Annotated in this window: 17 protein-coding genes; 6 read left to right on the top strand and 11 right to left on the bottom strand. The window is 41.8% G+C overall.

Annotation, left to right across the window (positions count from 1 at the left end):
• Positions 1–126: 126 nt before the first annotated feature.
• On the bottom strand, positions 127–642 hold the full coding sequence (locus tag MN200_RS01675) for a hypothetical protein (RefSeq protein ID WP_242759963.1): 516 nt from the start codon (positions 640–642) through the stop codon (positions 127–129).
• Between the two features lie 234 nt (positions 643–876).
• On the opposite strand from MN200_RS01675, the gene MN200_RS01670 reads away from it, so the two are divergent.
• Complete coding sequence (locus MN200_RS01670) at positions 877–1,566, top strand: DsbA family oxidoreductase (RefSeq protein WP_039890315.1); 690 nt, start codon at positions 877–879, stop codon at positions 1,564–1,566.
• Between the two features lie 98 nt (positions 1,567–1,664).
• On the opposite strand, the gene MN200_RS01665 is transcribed toward MN200_RS01670, so the two are convergent.
• Entirely contained in the window at positions 1,665–1,865 is a 201-nt protein-coding gene (locus MN200_RS01665; RefSeq protein WP_242759962.1) for a dodecin family protein, read from the bottom strand.
• Between the two features lie 459 nt (positions 1,866–2,324).
• Between MN200_RS01665 and MN200_RS01660 the strand changes: the two genes are divergently transcribed.
• The 4 genes from MN200_RS01660 (at position 2,325) to MN200_RS01645 (ending at position 6,219) form a co-directional block, all read left to right on the top strand.
• Entirely contained in the window at positions 2,325–2,486 is a 162-nt protein-coding gene (locus MN200_RS01660; protein WP_004692748.1) for a hypothetical protein, read from the top strand.
• Between the two features lie 274 nt (positions 2,487–2,760).
• On the top strand, positions 2,761–2,940 hold the full coding sequence (locus tag MN200_RS01655) for a hypothetical protein (protein ID WP_017397192.1): 180 nt from the start codon (positions 2,761–2,763) through the stop codon (positions 2,938–2,940).
• A 10-nt stretch (positions 2,941–2,950) separates the two neighbouring features.
• Positions 2,951–4,990: a hypothetical protein gene (locus tag MN200_RS01650; RefSeq protein ID WP_242759961.1), complete on the top strand. Its 2,040-nt coding sequence runs from the start codon at positions 2,951–2,953 to the stop codon at positions 4,988–4,990.
• Between the two features lie 77 nt (positions 4,991–5,067).
• Positions 5,068–6,219 carry a hypothetical protein gene (locus MN200_RS01645; protein ID WP_242759960.1) on the top strand — a complete coding sequence of 384 codons (1,152 nt, stop codon included), beginning with the start codon at positions 5,068–5,070 and terminating at the stop codon, positions 6,217–6,219.
• Positions 6,220–6,399: 180 nt separating this feature from the next.
• Here MN200_RS01645 and htpG read toward each other — a convergent pair whose 3' ends face one another.
• The 5 genes from htpG to MN200_RS01620 all read right to left on the bottom strand — a co-directional run bounded on the left by htpG (position 6,400) and on the right by MN200_RS01620 (position 12,197).
• Positions 6,400–8,319, bottom strand: coding sequence for a molecular chaperone HtpG (gene htpG / locus MN200_RS01640; protein ID WP_242759959.1), 1,920 nt, complete (start codon positions 8,317–8,319; stop codon positions 6,400–6,402).
• A 98-nt stretch (positions 8,320–8,417) separates the two neighbouring features.
• The gene (locus MN200_RS01635) at positions 8,418–8,762 is read right to left on the bottom strand and encodes a lysozyme inhibitor LprI family protein (RefSeq protein ID WP_184117849.1); all 345 of its coding nucleotides are present in this window, start codon (positions 8,760–8,762) and stop codon (positions 8,418–8,420) included.
• Between the two features lie 160 nt (positions 8,763–8,922).
• Positions 8,923–9,525, bottom strand: a complete 603-nt coding sequence (locus MN200_RS01630; RefSeq protein ID WP_004978667.1) for an OmpW family outer membrane protein — start codon at positions 9,523–9,525, stop codon at positions 8,923–8,925.
• A 315-nt stretch (positions 9,526–9,840) separates the two neighbouring features.
• Positions 9,841–11,211, bottom strand: coding sequence for a Na+/H+ antiporter NhaC family protein (locus tag MN200_RS01625; protein ID WP_004978663.1), 1,371 nt, complete (start codon positions 11,209–11,211; stop codon positions 9,841–9,843).
• A gap of 101 nt (positions 11,212–11,312) precedes the next feature.
• A complete protein-coding gene (locus MN200_RS01620) occupies positions 11,313–12,197 on the bottom strand; it encodes an alpha/beta fold hydrolase (RefSeq protein WP_242759958.1) in 885 nt (294 codons plus the stop codon).
• A gap of 82 nt (positions 12,198–12,279) precedes the next feature.
• Between MN200_RS01620 and MN200_RS01615 the strand changes: the two genes are divergently transcribed.
• Entirely contained in the window at positions 12,280–12,798 is a 519-nt protein-coding gene (locus MN200_RS01615; RefSeq protein WP_242759957.1) for a DUF4442 domain-containing protein, read from the top strand.
• A 47-nt stretch (positions 12,799–12,845) separates the two neighbouring features.
• Here MN200_RS01615 and MN200_RS01610 read toward each other — a convergent pair whose 3' ends face one another.
• The 4 genes from MN200_RS01610 to rpoC form a co-directional block, all read right to left on the bottom strand.
• A complete protein-coding gene (locus MN200_RS01610; RefSeq protein ID WP_078425777.1) occupies positions 12,846–13,202 on the bottom strand; it encodes a DNA transfer protein p32 in 357 nt (118 codons plus the stop codon).
• A 149-nt stretch (positions 13,203–13,351) separates the two neighbouring features.
• Positions 13,352–13,891 carry a hypothetical protein gene (locus MN200_RS01605; RefSeq protein ID WP_005400975.1) on the bottom strand — a complete coding sequence of 180 codons (540 nt, stop codon included), beginning with the start codon at positions 13,889–13,891 and terminating at the stop codon, positions 13,352–13,354.
• Positions 13,892–14,238: 347 nt separating this feature from the next.
• Complete coding sequence (locus tag MN200_RS01600) at positions 14,239–14,793, bottom strand: tetratricopeptide repeat protein (RefSeq protein ID WP_242759956.1); 555 nt, start codon at positions 14,791–14,793, stop codon at positions 14,239–14,241.
• An 88-nt stretch (positions 14,794–14,881) separates the two neighbouring features.
• A complete protein-coding gene (gene rpoC, locus MN200_RS01595) occupies positions 14,882–19,081 on the bottom strand; it encodes a DNA-directed RNA polymerase subunit beta' (protein WP_010325734.1) in 4,200 nt (1,399 codons plus the stop codon).
• Between the last annotated feature and the right edge of the window lie 129 nt (positions 19,082–19,210).

The following is a 19,210-nucleotide window of genomic DNA, read 5'->3' as shown; positions in this document are numbered from 1 at the left end:
TTTTCATCATATCAAATAAAGGCACATGATCAATATTTCAACATGTTATCGATCTTTGAGGATGCTAAGGCCGTACCCTCCCCAAGTGGATGAGGAATGTACTGGCGATAAATGAATTAGGAAGTATTACTTCGCTGGAGGTGTTCTCGGTTGCTGACTATTCTGTTGAATCCCTTGCATAAAATTCCGATCAATCTGCCCAATCGAAATTTGTTCACGGGCAATTTGTACATTGGTCGCATTACGGTCAATGCCAAACGGCTGTAACATAATATACAAACCTTCAGTTGGATTAGACGACTGCAAACCAGCGGCGATGTTCAAAACATGTTCACGTAACAAAGGCGGCACAGAATTTAGATCTGCGGTGACCGCAGGGGGCAAAATATCTACATTTTGAGTGATAGTCGGATCGACCACAAAAGACTGTGCATCATCCTGCAACTGAACAATACGGTGCTGCAAGGCTTTACGAATATTTTCATCCTGTTGATAAGGAATCACACCCGTTTCAGCACGTAGCTCTGATTCCGCCATGGTTTTAAAAGTCGGTAGACTTACAATCTCACCATTGGCTTGCAACAAAGTCGGCATAAAAAGAAGAGCGTAACAAAAAACGGGAAGATAATTTAAAAATTTCATAAAACAATCCCAAACGATAAGAGATATAAAAGGCGTGCTCAAACTAAGCGCCTTAACCCTATTGTATATTTTTCGATCTTTATGCTGCGTAGTTGTCAGATAAACGGTCAAGCCCAAAGGGTTCAACTGATTGAATCCATAACGAAACAGCTTTTTTTAATGACCCTGCTTTAAATTTTATAACTCATCCCCATCATTTCCTTAGTTGCTCTTTTTACTATTTTGAGAAATCCCATGCGTGTAGATATTTGGTCAGATGTTGTTTGTCCTTTTTGTTATATTGGCAAAAAACGTTTAGAAGCGGCAGCTGAACAGGCTGGTGTAGAATTGGAAGTGCACTGGCACAGTTTTGAACTGGATCCAGATGCACCAGTACGCCAAGAAATTTCGAACTCAGAACGTCTCGCACTAAAATATGGCCGCACAGTGGCTGAAGTTGAAGAGATGCAACGTAATATTGCCAAAATGGCTGCGGAAGAAGGCATTGAATTTAACTGGGAAAATGCCAACTCAGGCAACAGTTTCAATGCACACCGTATTATCCACCTTGCTCAAAGCCACGGTTTAGGCAATGAAGCCGAAGAAGCCTTTTTCTTTAGCTATATGACGCAAGGTTTACCGATTGGTGAACGTGAAACCATTGAAGATGTGGCCTCTCGTATTGGCTTAAACCCAGTTGAAGTAGATGATGTGCTGGATTCTGACGAATACGCAGATTTCGTGAAGTTTGACCAAGAAGTGGCGCGTGAACAACTGAAGGTAACGGGTGTGCCGTTCTTTGTTTTCGATCAACGTGTGGCTTTAGCGGGTGCACAGCCGCGTGAAGTCTTTTTACAAGTCCTTGAAAAAGCACAAATGCCAACAGAAGAAAATAATGCGGCACAGTGTTCCGATGAGTCTTGTGAAACACCAAAACAATCATAAGGATACTGGATTTAGAGCTTAACTGAGCCCTATCCATAGATAAGAAAATCCCCGATCTGCGGGGATTTTTTATAGGTTATAAAAAAATGGACTTGTGTTTAATCGACCAAGAAACTAATTTTAAGATTGACCCGATATTCTACAATTTCGTTGTCCTTAATCACCACTTTTTGTTCATTGATCCAAGCACCTTGAACATTCTTCACCGTCTCGGTGACTTTTGCGATCCCTGTCTGAATCGCATCTTCAAAACTTTTCGCACTGCTTGAATTGACTTCTACCACTTTTGCAATGGCCATCTGTTTGTCCTCAGCTATTGTTGTTTTTGCCTGTTCATCTTAGGTGAATTTTTAATCAAAAATAGATAACTTAAACATTCCACAGCAAAAACTTACACAGTATGCACAATCAAAAGACTTCAAAATGATGAATATTTAAACAATTAATCATGTAACTCCAAGTCCTTTTTCAGGTCTCATTTCAGACAAAAAAGTCCTACTTTCAAGCTTCATTTCAAACTTGAAAATCTAAATTTTCACTTTAAATTTAAACAGCTTAGCACTGGAGTAAAAACTCTATACCAGACTAGAGTATTTATTATAATTAATTGTTTTTTAACAATAAATGAACTCACCATTCATCTTTTAATGGCCTAAACCAGCGCTTAAATCGATCATTTTTTGATATTATTCATGCGAAATTTATCTTTTTAAAACTCCCAGTCTCCTTAGTGAGACCTCCTTTTTAGAGGAAATATCATGAACGCTGTTAAATATGCTTTGGCTGTCGCTGTAATGGCTCTTTCTGCAACTGTTTCTGCACAAGTTGTTTTTGTTCCAGATTTTCCTGTAAAAAAACCAGCAGACACTCAAACGGCAACGGCTGATGCTCCTGCGGCTGCACCACATCAAGAAGCGTAATTTGTGCTGACTTGGTCAAAAATAGGCAATGTTGATTGCCTATTTTTTTGCCCAAAATTGCAAAGAACTGACAAAAAATTTCAGCTATGAACCCTCTAGGGCAAAATATTTAATTCAATCTGTGCTGAAATCGAAATTATCTACATTTTTCACTACCCTTTTCTCGTATCACTTGCAGAATAATTTTTGCCTATTTACTCTTTTATAATTATGATCAAACAAGAAGACTGAATTCCAAAACCAATAAATTAAATGCACTCAATAGCACATGCCTATGCAAAATTTACAAGCCCTTATCCAAGGTCGTATTACACCCCAAGCCATTGACCTTGATCAATTGATTGCGTTTGCACAGCAGTATACGCAGCCGACTTCAGCCGAATATAAATTACTTGAACTGGCCATCAATATGGTTTTGGCAAGCTACTTGGAACAAGCACAAAAACAACTTTAGAGTTCAGCGCATGAAAGCAATCGAAAAAGCACTGCTGATCAAAGAACTGCATCAATTGATTGATGGTTTGGAACATCAACCTCTGTCTTTTTTTGAAATTGCGCGCTCGAAAAAACGCATCCGTGAAATTTTTGCACTCTGTGATGAACCCATTTTTCAAAAACAACTCGAAGCCTATAAGGCACTGACGCAACCTCAAGCTGCGGCTGAACGCTGGATACAACAAAGCCCTTACCAGCATGCCTACATTGGACTGTTTCAATATGAGTCTGCTTTAACCGATGCCTTAAAACAGCAGACGGCTTTCGCATGGGGTGTTTTATATAAATCAGGTTTAGGTTGGCAAATTGCTTTTCAAAGCACTCCAGCTACACTGAATAGCAGCCCATGGCACATAAAGTTTGAACACGCTTACCAATGGTTTTTGAGCCACGCACAAAGCGCTCAACAGCCCGACAACACACATTTTCTTACCACACCAGAAATATCCGCAGAAGTTGCAGAAGTTGCAGAAGTTGCAGAAGTTGCAGAAGTTGCAGAAGTTGCAGAAGTTGCAGAAGTTGCAGAAGTTGCAGAAGTTGCAGAAGTTGCACGAGACCAGCTTATCGTCCCTGCTGCAACAATATTCGATGAAAAAACTGCTATTGGGCAGGCACAGGAAAATGTGGTTAGCAATGCTTTTGTTTTCACGGGTATTGAGCTTTTAAGCATTGCTACAAATGATACATCGGCTAAACAGCCCCAAGAGTCAGAATCATTCTTCCCCGAAGTCAGCCCAGATTCTGGTCTAGTTTTATCTAAGGCTGAAGCAGTACTTCATTTCAATACCGAAATACACCCCACATTCGACAGCAACCCAAATGCAACTCAAATTGAAGAAGCTAAACTCAGCTCTTGTAAACAAAACACTGTAGAAGAAGTGATCTCTATTAATGCTATTGAGGCAAGCATCAAACAAGATAAGGAACTTGAAAATCAGGTCGATATTGTAAAAACAGATTTAGATCTTCAATCTGAAGTATCAGCAGAAAATCATTTGATTCTCAGAAATCTGCCTCTTTTAAGTGATGGGCTATCTCCACCTCAGGATGAATTTATCATTGAGGCCGTTACACCTATTCGATTTGAACTCAAGCCAAGTGCATCTATTTCAACGCTTGCCATTCAGGACTTTATCCAAAAGCGATCGATCTTAGCTGAACCACAAGACACAGACATTTCATTTGTATCTCATCAGCAAAATCCACTTGAAAGCGAGGTGAAAGCACCATGCCCTGTTTTGCAGGATAGCCCTACAGAAAATTCAGAAACATGGGCCACTGCTGCGCAACCCATACTGCCCACACAGATCAATCTGGGGCAATATCAAGCGAAATTGCGCGCGCTGCATCAACCAAACTTAGATCCTAGGTTTTATGGCCTCGACATTTTAGAGCGCACTGAGATCAATCAAAATATCGATTTTTTGATCCACAGCGACCAACTCGATCACTGCTTGGACTATCCCATCTATTTGGCAGAACAGACTAATCAGCACGGAAGGTTTCTTAGATATCTGGCTCTATTCGGTGCTGATAGTCCCACGGAAGCCATTCGCCTAAGTCAACAATTTGCCCAGAGTTGTCAGCATCAACTCGCAGCCATTCGCGAAATTGAATGGGATCAGCTACAGGGTCACATGCATGATGTGTTTTCGATTTTTCAGCTGTATACCCAACAGGCCAAACTGGTCTGGCATATTGAGGACTATCACCCCTTTATTCTGGCCGATCTACTCAATAGCCGTAAATTCATCCAGTTTGAAGAAAGCTCCGCAGACGTAAATACCCCCATTTTAGTGTTAAAAGAACGACAAAAAATTCGAGTAATTCATGGTCAAAAACGTGTTGAACTCTCACGTTCCGAGATCGCATATCCATGCTTGGTCTTAGACCGACAGCACGGCGTCAGTTGGCAACTGATTCAAAATACCATTTCTACTTTACCTCAACCTATCACTGTGTTTCAATTATTTGATTCTATTCAAAAACAACTTGGTAGCAAGTTGTAGAGTTTTGTATTTTCTACTTGTGTTCTTATGTGAAATTTACAACACTAAAACATCGAAGAACAATAAAGTACGAAAGCATGCTAAGAACTCAACATGTGGGATCTATCTCTTTATTTTTCTGCTTAAGTTTAGGTACATGCGTCAACGTGGCTTGGGCAGAAAGCAATACCACCAACACACAACATTTTGTGCCGCCTCACGATGTGGCTGAAATTGACAAAATCGCATCGTCCCCCAACGGTAGTGGACTTTTATACCAAATTCCACAGTGGATCGACTCACTTCCAACCGTTCTACCTGAAGAATCGGACGAGCTGATTGTGCCCACGACTGATCTCACTGAAGAACGCACATGGGTCGACCGCCAGCAAAAAGAAGTTCGAAACTGGGCAGACCGAACAGCCGCCAAAATGGACAATTGGTTTGGTGAAACTGATCCTAAAAAACCGGCTACAGCCACCTTACGGGTCTTGGTCGATAACCGCTGGAATAAACATGATGAATATGATGTAAAACCGCGTATTCGGGGTCGAGTCAAACTTCCAACTTTAGAACATAAACTCAGTGTCGTATTTGGGGATGACTCATTAGATAATGAACTACAAAACAATGTTGCAATTACCAATGAAAATCCACCCAGTGCGAATAACGATAAAACATTTGACCGCCGCCAAACCCGTGATGCGAATAGTTCAATAGCATTAAGGTGGTCACAACTGTCAGATCGCCTTCCTTTTGAAACTGATTTCGACCTAGGGGTCCGTTCAGGGGATGATATTTACGCGCGTATCAAATTATCGAGAGAATGGAAACTCGACAATGATTTTCGCGCTTATGCTGAACAGATTTATCGTTATGGTATCGACAGTGAAAATTATTTACGTACCAACCTAGAGCTGACCCATGCACGCCCCAATCAAGCCTTTTTATCCAATCAGTTCAGCCTGACCTATGCCGACGATCAAGATGATGATCTGCTCTGGGATAACTATAGCTTTAGACAACACCAATTCTTTCATGGCAATCGTTTTAATTACGGCATTTACACTGGCGGTTTCTACAACAACGACGACTTGCGTTTGAACCGTTGGGGGCCTTTTGTCTCGTGGCGTCAACCCTTCTTAAGAGAATGGTTTTATATCCAAGGTGATTTAAATTATTTTAACGATCACCGTGAAGACCGCAGCCATTATGTCAGCGCCTTGGTGCGTTTTGAAGCCTTATTTTAAGGCCGTGATGAATCTTTAGGCTGAACTGTGGATAAGTTCTCACTTATCCACGGATATTCACATCAGGTTCTTTTCCACCGATTTAATCAATACGTTCAAAAGACATTAAGGTTCTTCATCCAATTGGATGACATAAAAAAGCCTATCTTAGAGATAGGCTTTTTTTAAAAATATCATGGTTTATTGAAGCAATAAGCTGTTAATCCGTTTGATATATTCGGCAGGATCATCAGGTAAGCCACCTTCAGCAATCACCGCTTGGTCAAAAATCACATTGGCCAAGTCATCAAACTGTGCCGAATTTTCTAATTTTCTCACCAATGGATGCTCTGGGTTAATTTCCAAAATTGGCTTACTTTCAGGTACGGCCTGACCCGCTTGTTGCAGCATACGAATCAATTGTGGCGAAAGCTCTCCCTCACCTGTCACCAAACAGGCTGGTGAATCGACCAAACGTGTGGTCACACGGACTTCTTTGGTCTTTGCTTTCAATGAATCAGACAATTTTTCAACCACAGGTTTAAACTGCTCTGCGGCTGCCTCAAGTGCTTTCTTCTCTTCGGCATCTTGTAAATCACCTAAATCGACTGCACCTTTCGCCACGTTTTGCATGGGTGTGCCATCAAACTCATGCACAAATTCCATTGCCCATTCATCAACACGGTCTGCCATGAGTAAGACTTCAATGCCTTTTTTCTTAAACAGCTCAAGTTGTGGCGAGTTCTTCGCGGCATTGAGACTGTCTGCAGTCACATAGTAAATCGCTTTTTGCCCCTCTGGCATACGCGCTTTATAGTCCTGTAAAGAAGTGCTCACCGCATCATTGTTTGAAGTTGAGAAGCGTAAAAGTTTTAAAATACGCTCACGGTTACCAAAGTCTTCGCCCAAACCTTCTTTTAACACTGAACCAAATTCACGATAGAAGGTTTTAAACTTGTCTTGATCTTTTTCATCTTCCGATTTGGCTAAAGCATCCAGCATGGTCAATACACGGCGTGCATTCCCTTCACGAATGGTTTTCACATCGCGACTTTCTTGTAACAACTCACGACTGACATTCAATGGTAAATCGGCACTATCGACCACCCCTTGAACAAAACGTAAATAGTTTGGAATCAAGTTATCCGCATCATCCATAATGAAGACACGTTTTACATAGAGCTTAATCCCCGCTTTGGCTTCACGGGTAAAGATATTCGCAGCAGCTTTACTCGGTACATACAACAACTGCGTATATTCGGTACTGCCTTCAACGCGGTTATGCGCCCATGCCAGTGGGGCTTCAAAATCATGGCTGAGATTCTTATAAAAATCGATGTACTGCTCTTCAGTCACTTCATTTTTATTACGTGTCCACAGGGCGCTGGCTGAGTTAATCGCTTCCCACTCACCCGTTTTCACATACTGGCCCGGTTTTGGCTCTTCACCTTCAACCGCTTCTTCTTGCTGCCAAACCTCTTTTTGCATCTCAATCGGCAGGCTAATGTGATCCGAGTATTTATTGATAATTTGCTTCACTTTATGCGGCTGTAAATAGTCCAACGCATCTTCACGCAAATGTAGAATAATATCGGTACCACGGCTGTCTTTGTGGATCTGCTCGACTTCAAACTCACCCGTGCCCGCACTGACCCAACGTACCGCCTGATCAGCATCCACACCTGCACGGCGTGATTCTACGGTAATTTTGTCAGCCACAATAAAGCCCGAGTAGAAACCGACACCGAACTGACCAATCAGTTGTGCATCTGATTTTTGGTCACCTGTGAGCTTAGACATAAAGTCCTTGGTTCCAGACTTAGCAATCGTACCTAAGTGGTCAATCGCTTCTTGTTCAGTTAAACCAATCCCATTGTCTGAAATGGTCAGTGTTTGATTGGCTTCATCAAAGCTGACGCGCACATGTAAGTCCGGGTCATTTTCATAATATTCAGGATGATTAATGCCTTCAAAACGCAATTTATCGCAGGCATCGGATGCATTTGAGATCAATTCACGTAGGAAAATGTCAGGATTTGAATACAGTGAGTGCGTCACTAAATGTAATAGCTGAGCCACTTCAGCTTGGAAACTATGTTTATGTACGTTTTGCTCGCTCATCAATCGCTCCTTAATGTATTAAGTCTTATAGAGAATGATTAATGAATTGGAGTGAGCAATACGTTTTTCAATAGCAATCGCAAGTTTTTTTGCTTTTTTTAAAATGGGCCCTGACGGTAAATACGATCTAGCTGTAGTTCTAACTGCTGCTGGCGCATTTTATACACATCCATGAGGCAACGTTGTGAAGTACCACAACGGTCACGGAGACTCAACCACTTCACTTGCTCATCTTGAATCAAGCCACGTGTCCCCATCGGAACAAGACGTTTTAAGATGGTATAGGTGGTGGCCATTTTCACATCGGCATCGTTGATTTGGCGATACTCACAAATCGCATGTTCTGTCGTCGTTTTTGCTTTATCACAATTAAAACTTGCTGCTTGAGCATGCATGCTCCACGCCAAAGCACAGACTAAACCGATCCCGAGCATAGATTTCATTTTTATAACTCTCTTATTCTGTTTCTATCCATTCTATAGATGATTTTCTTTTAATACTGAATCATCGTGATTTATTTCAACGTTGACCACTATTCAACTTGAGTCTTTGCATAAAAAAACCCCATCATCGATGAGGTTCTTAAAAAGCTACTTTTGATTATTAAAATTTGTAGCTATAACCGAGGGTATAAATCACTGGATCGATATCTAATTTGAAGTTTTCAACCACAGTTTCAACTTTTGGGTTTAAGTCCGCATAACGAACATCAACAAACACACCCCAGTTTTTTGCATCAGCAGGTTGGTAATTAAAACCAAGTTGAGCAGCATAGCCGTAGTCATCTTTGACTTTAACTTTAGTTCCTGAGAGTACACCTGAAGTTTCTTCATCCCAAGCAATAAATGCTGTTGCACCGACACCAATATAAGGCGTGAAACCTGTTGAATTTTTAAAGTTGTATTTTGCAGTCACTGTTGGCGGCAAATGCTTCAGTTTTACAGCATTGCTACCATTTACTGTCACGTCATGGCTAATTGGTGTCGCCAATAACAGCTCTGCAGAAATATTGTCATTAAAGAAATATTCAACCGATGGCGTAAACGCGAGTTCGCTATCTGCTTCAACCGTTAATGTACCATTCGCAATTTTCGTGTCCTGCGTTGGCGCAATTGCAGATCCACCGACTTTGACTTGCCATTGACCTGCCATTGCAGCAGATGCAGAAAGACCCATTAATGTAATTAGAGCAATTTGCTTCAACATTTCAAACAACCTCTGTTTGTAAAATAATTAATATAAAAATTAACATTAACTCATCATAAACAAGAGTGTAATTAATATGCAATTATAATAATAATGTATTTTAAATACCATTTTTAAGTTATTGTTTTTAGTTAATTTAAATATTAAATATACCATTTTAATTGGTTTTAAATTAATAACGAAAAATCAAAATAAATATATTTTAATCCCAACCTTTTTAATCCGAATTAACATTATAAACCCGATTATTTTAATCTGAATAAATAATAAAAAAGGCGATTTAAAATCGCCTTTTTATAATAATTGGAGGGTAAATTACAACACCATAGCCGCAATCCAACCAAAAATCATGAGTGGAATATTAAAGTGAATAAAAGTCGGGATCACACTGTCTTTCATGTGATCATGCTGACCATCCATATTCAAACCCGAAGTCGGTCCCAAAGTGGAGTCAGAAGCCGGAGAACCCGCATCACCAAGTGCCGCAGCCGTACCAATAATCGCAATGGTTGCCGCTGGACTGAAACCAAACTGGATACACAAAGGCACATAAATAATTGCTAAAATTGGAATGGTAGAGAACGAAGAACCGATTCCTAAAGTAATCAGTAAGCCAATCAATAGCATCCAAAATGCAGCGAGTCCTTGGCTAGAACCAATCCATTGCACTGATGCTTCTACCAATGCTGGCACTTGATTGGTCGCAGAAATAACAGATGCAAAACCTTGTGCTGCAATCATAATGAAACCAACTAATGCCATCATTCGCATACCGCTAATAATCACATCATCTGCTTCTTTCCATTTAAAAATGCCCGCACAGCTCAAAATCGCAACACCAACCAGACCAGCTAAAATCATGGAATCTGATGCAATTTGTACCCAAAGCGTAGCAACTACCGCAATGAGAGCCATAGATAACGTAAACTTTGAAATTTCAGGCTTAGACTTCTCACCCGTGATATCAAGTTCAGAAGAAATACTTTGCTGCACTGGTTCCACATGTACTTCTTCGTATACACGTTTCTTACGGTAACTAAAGAATACAGCAACCAATAAACCAACAAACATGCCAAAAACAGGAATGGCCATTGCTGAAGGGATATCGGCATAATTGATTTTAAAGCCGTAGGGTTGCCCGAAAGTATTAATATTTTGACCTAAGATGTCATTCAGGAAAATCGCACCAAATCCAAATGGCACCAGCATATAAGTGGCAACCAAGCCAAAGGTTAGAACACAAGCAATTAGTCGACGATCTAACTGAAGATGGTTAAACACACTTAATAAAGGAGGAATCAGGACTGGAATAAACGCAATATGCACAGGAATGACGTTTTGTGAACATATGGCTGCTAACGCGACGGTTATAAAAATCAGATATTTAACCCGATTTTGTGCCTTTTCATTGCTCGAACCTTTCAATGTTTTAATAAGCTTATAGGCCAACAAGTCAGGTAAACCTGAGCGTGCCAAAGCCAAAGCAAATGCACCTAAGACCCCGTAAGCCAACGCAATTTTTGCGCCGCCCCCAAGCCCATTATTAAATGCTTCGAGGGTACCGTGTAGCCCTAAACCAGCCAATAAACCGCCTGTGACAGCACCAATAATTAATGCAAATACTACAGGCACACGAGCTAATGAAAGTCCAAACATGACCCCAATAGCGGCAAGAATTGCGAACATAGTGAAAAGAGTGACTTGGAAGAAAGGCGCATTTTATCAGAAAATAACCAAAAAATTCTGCCCTTACAGGTCGCTAGCGCCTTTCTCTTTCACAGATCATTTCAGCTGGCTTCAACACAACGCCAGTTTTGAACAAACCTTTTGATTTCTTTAGCAATTACCTCTGGCTGGCTCAAGATTGCCCAGTGGTTGGCATTTACATTCACCCGTTGAAAATTCTCGACCCACTTCGGCATTTCATCGATTAACGCTGGACTCACAAACTGATCCTGCTCCAACACAATCGCTTGTACGGGACAAATTGCAAAGCGTTCCCGAGGTTTCGTCAGGCGTTGGATAAAGTTCGCGCGGTAGAGCGCAACCCCGTATTTACCATCGGCAACAATGTGATGATTCAGCGGTAAGTCTGAGCGTCCTTCTAAACGCGATAAAACTTTGCTCCATTGCTTAGGACTAAAAAACTGCCATACTGTCGGTGCTAAAAAAGGCAGCTGAAAGGCCGCAATGTACCAAGACTTCGTTAACTGCTTAAAAAATTGAGGCTTGTGTTGTACGAACTGTTCACGCATCCAAAATGCGGCATGGTCTAAGCATGGGCCTGAAATGGTGGTAAATGACAGCATACGCTCTCTAAATTTTGGCTCAGTCGCGGACTCCCATGACTGAATCGCTCCCCAGTCATGCGCAACTAGATGAAAGCTAAGCTGCGGAATCACACTATTCACCACACTTTCCAAATCTAGTGATAGCTGAGGCAAGGCATAGGCCCGTGTACGACGCGGCACACTCGACATCCCTGCACCGCGAACGTCATAGGTCACAATATAATAATCTTGCACCAGATTCCCAATCACAGGCTCCCAGACCTCTTGATTATCTGGATAGCCATGCACCAAGACCAGCACAGGATTGTTCGCATTGCCCCATGTTTTCACATAAAGTCTTTGCTGATCTGTAGTTTGTACCCAGTAACTTTGCTGCTCCATATTCAGCTCCTTATTGTTATTGACTATTTTTTATACTTTACTGGCAAAACGATCAATACCAATTGATTTGATCTTCTCTAGTATGGATAGAAGTTCATCAGATACCATTGACCGAAATGAGCATTTTAAAAAACTTGTGACACAGCCGATTGTCGCGAAATACTTTCTCAATCATTTTGCTCCCTTTAAAGGTGCAGGGATTCAAATTGAAAAATTTGACCTTAAACACTACCATATTCGCGTCAAAATGCCCCTCACTCAACAAAACCGAAATATTGTCGGCGTACATTTTGGCGGGAGCTTATATGCGATGGTCGACCCTTTTTATATGACCCTGCTGATGCACCACTTAGGTAATAAGTATATTGTTTGGGACAAAGCAGCCTCTATCCAATTTCTCAGCCCAGGGCGCAGTACAGTCTATGCAGACTTTCACCTCGATGCCCAAGAAATCGCGACCGTGAAACAACTGGCCGACAACTATGCCCCCGTACATCGTATTTATACCTTAAATATTTATGATGAAGCTGGCATTCGAATTGCCGAAGTGGAAAAGACTTTATATATCCGTCGTAAAAAACCTAAACCGGCACAGCTATAAAAAAAGCACTTTCATGAAGTGCTTTTTGAAAATCTGAACTTAAAACATTATTTACGTTCTTCAATTGCAGCGCCTGCACCACCGCCGATGGCACCACCAATGGCTGCGCCGGTATTACCACCAAACACGCTTTTACCCACTGCTGAACCAATCGCACCGCCAACACCACTGTAGGTTGCACTACGGTTTGAGCCACCTTGAGCTTTACTGCCCACAGCTGCACCAGCACCGCCACCAATGGCTGCACCTACACCGCCACCGAGGCTATTCCCCGCAGCACCACCTACTGCACCGCCTAAAGCCGCTGTCCCAATACGTTGCTCGGAAGCACTCATATTCTCACAACCTGCCAACAGCATCGTCGAAAAAGATGCCACTGCAATAATGCTCATATACTTTTTCATGAGATTTGTCCTTATTGGCTATTTCTTACAGCATAAAAGATCAGTATGAACTTAAAACCCGTGAAATGTTACGGTTACAGGTGCTATTGCTGAAAATTTGTAAATAAGAAGCCCTCCTGAGAGGGCTTCTTACCGTATTCAACTCAAGCTTATTCAGGCTCTTTCACCACAACCACATCTTTGGTGGTGGTGCCATTTTCTTGGAGCACCGCACGCGTCACACTTTCTTGACTATTCGGATCTTTCACTTGATCCAGTTTCAGCTCCTTACGTACAGGTTGCTGCCCTTTCTTAAACTCAACCCCTTGTGCATCAACTTGCTTACCTTCTGCAAGGACAACACCACCTTGACTCAAGGTCGATTTCACTTCAACTTTGGATGTCGGAACAATCACGCTACCCTTTTGCACAATCGGTGCCGACATTTTTTTATCTGAAAATTGGCTGGCATTTTCTTCGAGAACCACTTCACGCGCCACAATATCTTTACCGCCATTTTTCACTTCAAAAATAGTCGCTTCGGTCGTCCGCACAGGGTCTTGACCCGCGACACTGCGAATAATCTGTGTTTTGACAATCGGTACAACCGCCTTATCCTCCACGGTGATGGTATTCGGCATCGGCGCTGCCATCGTTTGGCTCACAAATGCGAAGATGCTTAAGCCCAATAGTTTTGATGTCAATTTCATGTGGAACCACCTCTATTTTTTAATCGTTAATGAAGTAAGGAGATTTGTGTACTTATATTTTTAATATAGGAAAAATGTGAAATTTATAAAAGCTTAAATCCACTTCTGTAACAAAAGGACAAAAAAAGCCCCCCGAAGGTGGCTGAATCAACGAAATGGTTTTTGTGAAATTTTGACTTTGACTGCCTCTTTACCTTTTCGAATTATTTGGCCGCGAGAACATAAGTATTCAAAAACCATTTTTTCACGGCTTTGTTGCACAAAGATTTCATAACTATATGATTTTAAAAGTTTTGATTATTTTTTGATCCAAAATTAAATTTAATTTAAATCAGATGCTTACATATTTATGCAACAAAGCCACAATCATCTAACTTTTGATAAGCAAGTCCTAAATTAAATTGGGCTTGGGCATAAGTCTGAACTTCATTGTCAGGTACTTGTCTCCAAAACTCTATTGCCTTCTCAAAATCTCCTTGTTCTCGATATACAATACCTATATTAAAAATAGCATTTGCATACAAAGCACTTTTCGTCTTTGGAACTTGTTTCCAGTGTTCTATTGCTTTTTCATAACTTCCTAACTTTTGGTAAATAATCCCTAAATTAAATTGAGTTTGTGCATATATATCCATCTCACTTTCTGGTACTTGCTTCCAGCATTCAATAGCACCTTTATTGTGGTCTTTCTCAGCATAAATAATTCCTAATACTAACTGTGCTTTTGCATACAATTCACTATCAATTTCTGTAGTAATTTGTTTAAAACATAAAATAGCTTGCTCATGATCCCCATTATCATATGCCTCTAATCCTCGATTAAAATCTTCATAATGCTTATCCAAAGCACTTATTTTTATACTTTCGATCTCTAAATCTTCTAGTTCTTTTTCTAAATTCACTATATCCCCCAAAAAAATTAAATATTATTTTTCAAGTATATAAAAAAAGCCACCCGAAGGTGGCTTTTTCATGCATTTAAAGGGCTAATTATAGACCGTTAAACTCATCGCTAAATGCTTGGCTTAATGCTTGATCCACATCAGAGAAGTCATTTACAAGCTCATGCTCTGCAGCTTCAGCTTCTTGACGACGACGCTCTAAGTGATACGCAAGACCCGTACCTGCAGGAATCAAACGACCTACAACTACGTTCTCTTTCAAGCCACGTAAATCATCTTCTTTACCTGTTACAGCCGCTTCAGTCAACACACGAGTGGTTTCCTGGAACGATGCAGCAGAGATGAACGAGTCAGTAGAAAGCGACGCTTTGGTAATACCCATCAATTGACGTTCAAACTTCGCAGGGAACTTGTTTTGCGCAAGAACAGCTTGGTTCTCTTGCATCACGCGGATGTAATCCACTTGCTCGCCTTTGATGAAGCTTGTATCACCGCCATCAGTGATATCAACTTTACGCAACATTTGACGTACGATCACTTCAATGTGCTTGTCGTTGATTTTTACACCTTGCAGACGGTAGACGTCTTGAACTTCGTTCACGATGTAGTTAGTCAGCGCAACTTCGCCTTTCAAGCGTAAGATGTCATGTGGGTTCTGTGGACCATCAGAAACAGTCTCACCACGGTTCACATGTTCGCCTTCGAACACGTTCATGGTACGCCATTTTGGAATCAGTTCTTCGTAAATCTCAGAACCATCATCTGGAGTAATCACTAAACGGTTCTTACCTTTAGTCTCTTTACCAAAGCTCACAACACCTGAAATTTCAGCAAGAATTGCATGCTCTTTCGGTTTACGCGCTTCGAACAAGTCAGCTACACGCGGTAGACCACCGGTAATGTCACGCGTACGTGAAGTTTCTTGAGGTACACGACCAATAACGTCACCCACACCAATTGTTTCGCCATCACGGACAGAAAGAATCGTGTTTTGTGGTAGGAAGTAGAACTGCTCACCACCATCCGTCGTATCAAGAACAACCGCAGGACGTAAATCTTTACCAGACGCAGGACGTGCAGTCACAGGTAAGATTTCAATCGTCGTCATACCCGTTGCATCATCAGTTTTAGAGGTAACAGTTACGCCATCAGCGATTTGGCTGAAACGTACTTTACCTGCAACTTCTGTTACAAGTGGGTGTGTGTGCGGATCCCAAGTCGCCACGATACCGCCAGCTTCTACAGCTTCGCCATCTTTCAACAAGATAGACGCACCATATGGCAGTTTATAACGCTCACGCTCACGACCTAAATCATCCGCAATACCGATTTCGCCTGAACGAGAAGTCGATACCAAGTGACCTTTGGCATGTTGTACTGTTTTCACATTGTGGAAACGCACAGTACCTTTGTTACGTACTTGTACGCTGTTTGCAGCAGACGTTCGGCTTGCAGCACCACCTACGTGGAAGGTACGCATTGTTAACTGTGTACCCGGCTCACCAATCGATTGTGCAGCCATAACACCCACAGACTCACCAGGGTTCACCTGATGACCACGCGCAAGGTCACGACCATAACATTTCGCACATACGCCGAATGTAGATTCACACGCAACCACTGAACGTACTTTAACTTCATCGACACCTTGCTCTTCTAGGAAGTTTGCAAGTTTCTCATCAATCAAAGTGTTACGAGGCAGGATAACGTCGTCAGAACCTGCTTTTTTCACATCTTCAGCAACAACACGGCCCAGTACTCGAGTACCTAAGTTCTCGATCACGTCACCGCCTTGAATGAACGGAGTCATTACAAGACCGCCCAAAGTACCACAGTCAGGCTCAGTAATAACCAAGTCTTGCGCTACGTCTACAAGACGACGTGTCAAGTAACCAGAGTTTGCTGTTTTCAGTGCTGTATCGGCCAAACCTTTACGCGCACCGTGTGTTGAAATGAAGTACTGAAGTACTGTCAAACCTTCACGGAAGTTCGCTTTAATTGGAGTTTCAATGATCGAACCATCTGGTTTCGCCATCAAACCACGCATACCCGCTAACTGACGAATCTGAGCTGCCGAACCACGGGCACCTGAGTCAGACATCATATAGATCGAGTTGAATGATTTTTGCTTCTCATCTTCACCCTGTTTGTTTTTAACAGTGGTAAAAGACAAGTTGTCCATCATCGCTTTCGCTACTTGGTCGTTGGTACGTGCCCAAATATCGACAACTTTGTTGTAACGTTCGCCCGCAGTTACGAAACCTTGTTCGAACTGTTGCTCAATTTCACGAACTTCAACTTCTGCTTTTTCAATAATTGAGTACTTCGCAGGTGGAATCACCATGTCTTCCATACCGACCGATACGCCTGAACGTGTCGCTTGACGGAAACCTAAGTACATCAATTGGTCAGCAAAGATCACGGTATCTTTAAGACCTAATTTACGGTAGCAAGAGTTAATCAACTTAGAGATGTTTTTCTTGGTCATCTCAACGTTGATTTGTTGGAAATCCATACCTTCTGGCACAACTTCCCAAAGTAAGCAGCGACCTGGTGTGGTATCCACAACAATGGTTTGCTGTTCACGGTTACCATTTTCATCAATCACAGTCTGGTGTACACGTGCTTTTACGCGAGCGTGTAAATTTACCTGACCTGTTGCAAGTGCACGGTTAACTTCGTGAGTATCTGCAAACACCATGCCTTCACCTTTGGCATTGATCGCATCACGAGTGATGTAATACAAGCCTAAGACAACGTCCTGAGACGGTACGATGATTGGCTCACCGTTCGCTGGAGACAAAATGTTGTTGGTCGACATCATTAACGCACGCGCTTCTAACTGCGCTTCAAGTGTTAATGGTACGTGTACCGCCATTTGGTCACCGTCGAAGTCGGCGTTAAACGCAGCACAAACGAGTGGGTGAAGACGGATCGCTTTACCTTCAATCAGGATCGGTTCAAATGCTTGAAGACCCAAACGGTGAAGTGTAGGCGCACGGTTCAACATCACTGGGTGTTGACGAATCACGTGAGCAAGAACGTCCCAAACTTCTGGAGTTTCGCGCTCAACCATTTTCTTCGCAGCTTTAATGGTTGTTGCTTGGCCAGATGCTTGTAGTTTCGCGAAAATGAATGGCTTGAATAATTCAAGTGCCATTTTCTTCGGAAGACCACATTGGTGCAGACGTAAAGTAGGACCTACAGTAATTACCGAACGACCCGAATAGTCAACACGCTTACCAAGTAAGTTTTGACGGAAACGACCTTGCTTACCTTTGATCATGTCAGCCAAAGATTTCAATGGACGCTTGTTCGAACCCGTGATTGCACGACCACGACGACCGTTGTCTAACAATGCATCTACAGACTCTTGTAACATACGTTTTTCGTTACGTACGATAATGTCTGGCGCTGCAAGGTCAAGAAGACGCTTTAAACGGTTGTTACGGTTGATCACACGACGGTAAAGGTCGTTCAAATCAGAAGTCGCGAAACGACCACCTTCAAGTGGTACTAACGGACGAAGATCTGGTGGAAGTACTGGAAGTACATTCATCACCATCCATTCTGGCTTGTTGTTCGACTCTTTAAACGCTTCCATCAACTTCAAACGCTTAGACGCTTTTTTAAGCTTAGTCTCAGACGTTGTATTTGGAATTTCTTCACGTAAACGTGAAATTTCGTTTTCAAGATCGATGTCTTTTAACAAGTCTTGAACAGCTTCTGCACCCATTTTCGCAGTGAATTCATCACCGTGTTCTTCTAAAGCGTTGAAGTATTCTTCATCATTAAGAAGTTGGTATTTCTCAAATGGAGTCATACCTGGGTCAGTTACTACGTAAGATTCGAAATACAATACACGTTCGATATCACGTAAAGTCATGTCTAATAATAGACCGATACGGCTCGGAAGTGATTTTAAGAACCAAATATGTGCAACTGGAGACGCCAGCTCGATGTGACCCATACGCTCACGACGAACTTTCGCAGTTGTTACTTCAACGCCACATTTTTCACAAATGACGCCTTTGTATTTCATACGCTTGTATTTACCACACAAGCATTCGTAATCTTTGACTGGACCAAAAATTTTGGCACAGAATAAACCATCACGTTCTGGTTTGAACGTACGATAGTTAATGGTTTCAGGCTTTTTAACTTCACCATGAGACCATGACTTAATCATTTCTGGTGACGCAAGACCAATACGGATGCGATCAAACTCAACTGGAGCATGACCGTCTGAATCCGTCTTTTTGCGCATGATATCGAGCAAGTCTTTCAATTTTTTTCTCCGTGTGTTGTGGAGACTTTCACTACACAACTGGGTCACAAATATTGTTTTTTAACTGAGAAATCTCCCCGCTTCCCTTTCGAGGAAGCCTCTCTTTGAACAAGAGAGGCTGGGGAGATT

The sequence above is a fragment of the Acinetobacter sp. LUNF3 genome (assembly GCF_022699605.1).
GTDB lineage: Bacteria > Pseudomonadota > Gammaproteobacteria > Pseudomonadales > Moraxellaceae > Acinetobacter > Acinetobacter johnsonii.
The sequence above is the reverse complement of the archived record's forward strand: the minus strand, read 5'-3'. Positions and strand labels throughout refer to the sequence as shown.